The organism is Candidatus Darwinibacter acetoxidans (assembly GCF_041936445.1).
In the GTDB taxonomy this organism is placed as follows: Bacteria; Bacillota; Limnochordia; order Darwinibacteriales; family Darwinibacteriaceae; genus DTU010.
The window spans coordinates 1-3828 of the sequence record NZ_JBHGXH010000266.1 but is presented as its reverse complement, the minus strand read 5'-3'; the positions used below and the strand labels follow the sequence as shown (position 1 = coordinate 3828).

Sequence of the window (3828 nt, the reverse complement as noted above, 5' to 3'; positions counted from 1 at the left end):
GCCGACTCGGCCGTGGAAAATCGCGCTTCGGGCATTAGCTGGCCTGGCCAGTACCTAGAAGCGCAACCGCCCCATCCTGGTCTTGGGTCCGTGAAACAAGCAACTGCGAGGTCTCAACCTACTAAACGTTGACACTTACTTCATTGTTTTGAGCCCTTGACATCCAGGCTGGCCGTGGATATAATAAACATTGCCTAGGCGGCGTAGCTCAGTTGGTCAGAGCATACGGTTCATACCCGTAGTGTCGCTGGTTCGAATCCAGCCGCCGCTACCATAACTAAGCCACAAAACCCTACAAATTTCTGTGGGGTTTTTTATTTGCTTCGAAATTATTCAGATAATTTGACCGCGCATACGACCGGCTTCGACAAAATCCCCGCCGCTACCCTGCTATGCTGAAACGAGCAACCGGATGGGGATGATACCGTGTCCAAAATAGTACCTTCTCAACTGAGCTGGACAGAAGAGGGATTGGGGCTTGGACAGCTGGCTGCCCGCTGGGCCTATTCTCCCCCTGTCTGGGCGGTCTTCGGATTTCTGCTGGGTCGGAGCGCGGTTTTTGGTGAAGTGTGGCCCTTCGGTCTGGCCTACGCCGCGGCTTGGCGGGCAGATAGGGGCTACCGTTCGGTCCTGCCTGTTCTGGGGGTAGCTCTGGGGCTCACCGCGGCCCTAGGTGTTTTCGAGTCCCTACCTTATTATACCGCCCTGGCCCTCATCTGGCTGTTCACCCGGGAGGAAGGCAGAGGGCGGGGCAGCTGGCCGCTGTGCGCTGCCCTGGCGGTGAAGGCTGTGGTGCATTTTCTCCTGCGCCCCATGCCCATCGTCTTTATTGTCGCCATCACCGAATGTGCCTTTGCCGTCTTTTCCCTGGGGCTCCTCAGGAGCCTGGTGGAGCGCTGCCTGGAGAGGCAGCTCGCCCATGGTGAGGTGTTCGTGTTCTTTGCCGCCCTGACCCTGCTTTTGGCCCTGGATTGGTCTTGGGGTGGGTTTTCCCTCCGGCTCTTTTTGGTTGCCTGGCTCCTGGTTGTGGGGGCCAGGCTCGGCGGGTTGGGAGTAACCAGCATCCTCGGCCTGTCGCTGGGGCTGATCCTCCTGCTTTTGGGGGAATCCACAGCTCTGGTGCTGCTCATTGTCACCGCCAGCCTCCTGGTGGGCTTTCTGAACAAGTTCTCCTGGGGTTCTTACACCGCGCTGTTTCTGGCTTGGATGTTCACCGTTCCCGGCCCGGTGGACGAGGGCACCCTCCAGTGGCTTTTGGTGCTCATGGCCGCCGTCTGGCTGGCCCGGAAGGTCCCCCGGGACAGGCTGGATGTTCTGGCCCGGCTTGTACCCGGCACCGAACCCTTCCGGCAGCAGGATCGGGGCTATGATGAGCACCTGAAGAGGGTGCTGGACCAGAAAATAGACGGCTACCTCACGGTCTTTGAGGAACTGCAGCAAACTCTCCCAGATCGGGAGCGTCCCCTTTTCCAAAAGCAGCTGCAGGATCTGGCGGAACTGCTCAAGGCCATGAAGAATTCCTTCGGCCCGGAGGCCCAGTTCACCCGGGAGTTGGAGGAGCGCTTGTTGGAACAGTTTGCCGGCGCCGACCTGGCTTACATCACCGCGCTGAGGTGTCTAGACGGCTACGAAATCTACGGTGCCCGGCGCAGCCCCTGCGCGAGCAGGTCCTTCTGCCGGGAAGTGGCGGACTACTGCAGCGGAACAGTCACCTCTCAGCGCTACACCGTTGTGGGCACCAGCTGCGCCGCGGGCATCTGCGGGTTCCAGATCGCCCCCTGCCCCGCTTACCGGGTGGAGATCGGCAAAGCCACCGTGGCCTCCAGCGGTATCTCCGGCGACAGCCAGGTCAGTTTTGAGATTTCCTTCGGCAAAGTGGTCATCGTCTTAAGCGACGGCATGGGCGTGGGGCTTAAGGCCCATACTGAAAGCAGCGTGACGCTGCGCCTGCTGGAGCGGATGATCAAGGCGGGCTACGATCTGGCCGCGGCGGTTAGTTTCATCAACCGCCTGCTCATGCTGCGCAATCAGGAGGAGATGTTTGTCACCATCGACCTAGTTGTGGTGGATCTGTTCACCGGTCAGCTTGAGTTTGTGAAAGTGGGCGCAGCCCCAAGCTTCATCAAGCGTGGGCGGGAAGTGGAGGTTATCGACAATCACGCCCTGCCCGTGGGCATGCTGGACCAGGTTGAGGTAGAACTGGATAGGAGAACGCTCAAAGAAGGCGAATTGTTGATCATGGCCACCGATGGGGTGCTGGAGGCCCAGCGCCACATAGCCCGCAAGGAAGAGTGGATGTGCTGGCAGCTGAGGGGACTGGACGCTGGGGAAGCGGATCCCGCCTCCTTGGCGGAAATGATCCTCGCCGATTGCATCGCCCAGGCCGATGGCCGGGTGGCAGATGATATGATGGTGGTGGTGGCCCGCCTCGTTCCCGCCCAGTGGGAAGTTGAGGCCTATAGGAGGGTGCAGTCCAGTGGACTTTGATCTGCTCACCGTTTTTCTGGAGAATCTGCAGGCCATGTCCGTGGCCAAACAGGAGCGCATTCTCATCGCCGTGAGCGGCGGACCCGATTCCATGGCGCTTTTGCATCTGTTTGTGCGCTGGAATGTCCGCAATATTGGCGCGTTCCATCTCAACCACGGCTTCCGGGAAACTGCCGCCCGGGACGCGGCCTTTGTCCGGGACTATTGCCGGGATTTGCATATTCCCGTGGAGATTCAGGAGTATGACATCAACCGCTATCTGGCAGCCAGCGGGGAATCAAAGCAGCAGGGCGCCCGTAAGATCCGCTACCAGCTGCTGAAGAACTTCGCGGAAGCGGGGGGGTATCACCGCATCGCCCTGGGGCACCATGGTGACGATCAGGCGGAAACTGTCCTCATGCGCATTTTGCGCGGGTCGGGACTGCACGGTTTGGGCGGCATCCCCATGCAGCGGGGCATGTTTATCCGCCCGCTGCTCACTGTGTCTAAGGAAGAGATCATCCGCTACTGCCAGTTTTTTGGCGTGCCCTATGTCCAGGATGAAACCAACTTGGAGCCCATCTACCTGCGCAATAAAGTGCGCCAGGAGCTGCTGCCCCTGCTGGCGGAGGAGTATAACCCGGAGATCATGACCCGCCTGGTGCAGCTGGCGGATCTGGCCCGGGAAGATGAACTGGAGCTGCAGACCCAGGCGGAGGAGATCTGCCGCAAGCACATGCGCTGGCAGCGGGGCCAGCTCACGTTCCCCCGGGGGCGCTTCTTGGAGCTGTCCACAGCCATGCAGCGCCGGGTTTTGCGCAGGCTCCTGGAACTCTACCGGGGGCATCTGCGGCAGATCAGCTTCGTCCATATTGAACAGTGGCGCCGCCAGATCCTGGAGAACCCCAGTTTTCAGCTGACCCTCCCTCAAGTTTGGGTGTCTGGAAACGTAGAGTATATCTTTGTGGGGACCTTTTCCGCCGAGGAATGGGAACCTGTGGAACTGACAGTACCTGGGCAGGTACAGGCCGGTGGCTTCACCGTAAGGGCAGAGCTGTGGGAGCGGGACCAGCTGCCCCCCAGGACAGAGGACTGTGAAGACTTCGACCTGGAGGAGCTCCAGCTTCCCCTGGTGATCAGGCCCCGCAGGGAAGGGGATCGCCTGCGGCCCTTTGGCGGGGCGGGCACGAAGAAGGTCAAGGACCTGTTCATCGAGGCCCGCATCCCGGTACAGCTCAGGGACTTCCTGCCGCTGATCTGCGATCAGGAGGGCATTCTCTGGATTCCCACCGTCCGCCGCAGCCACCGCGCGGCGCTGTCGGACTCAACCAGAAAGGTCCTGCGTCTGATTAATGTGAGTCA

Annotated in this window: 2 protein-coding genes and 1 tRNA gene; all 3 read left to right on the top strand. The window is 60.3% G+C overall.

Annotated elements, in window-relative coordinates:
- Positions 1 to 197 precede the first annotated feature (197 nt).
- A tRNA-Met gene (locus ACE4YL_RS10250) sits at positions 198 to 274 on the top strand.
- A 152-nt stretch (positions 275 to 426) separates the two neighbouring features.
- Positions 427 to 2487, top strand: a complete 2061-nt coding sequence (locus ACE4YL_RS10245; protein ID WP_461359028.1) for a SpoIIE family protein phosphatase — start codon at positions 427 to 429, stop codon at positions 2485 to 2487.
- The coding region (gene tilS, locus ACE4YL_RS10240) for a tRNA lysidine(34) synthetase TilS (protein WP_461369609.1) at positions 2477 to 3828 on the top strand (1352 nt) is incomplete at its 3' end. The genes ACE4YL_RS10245 and tilS, both read left to right, overlap by 11 nt.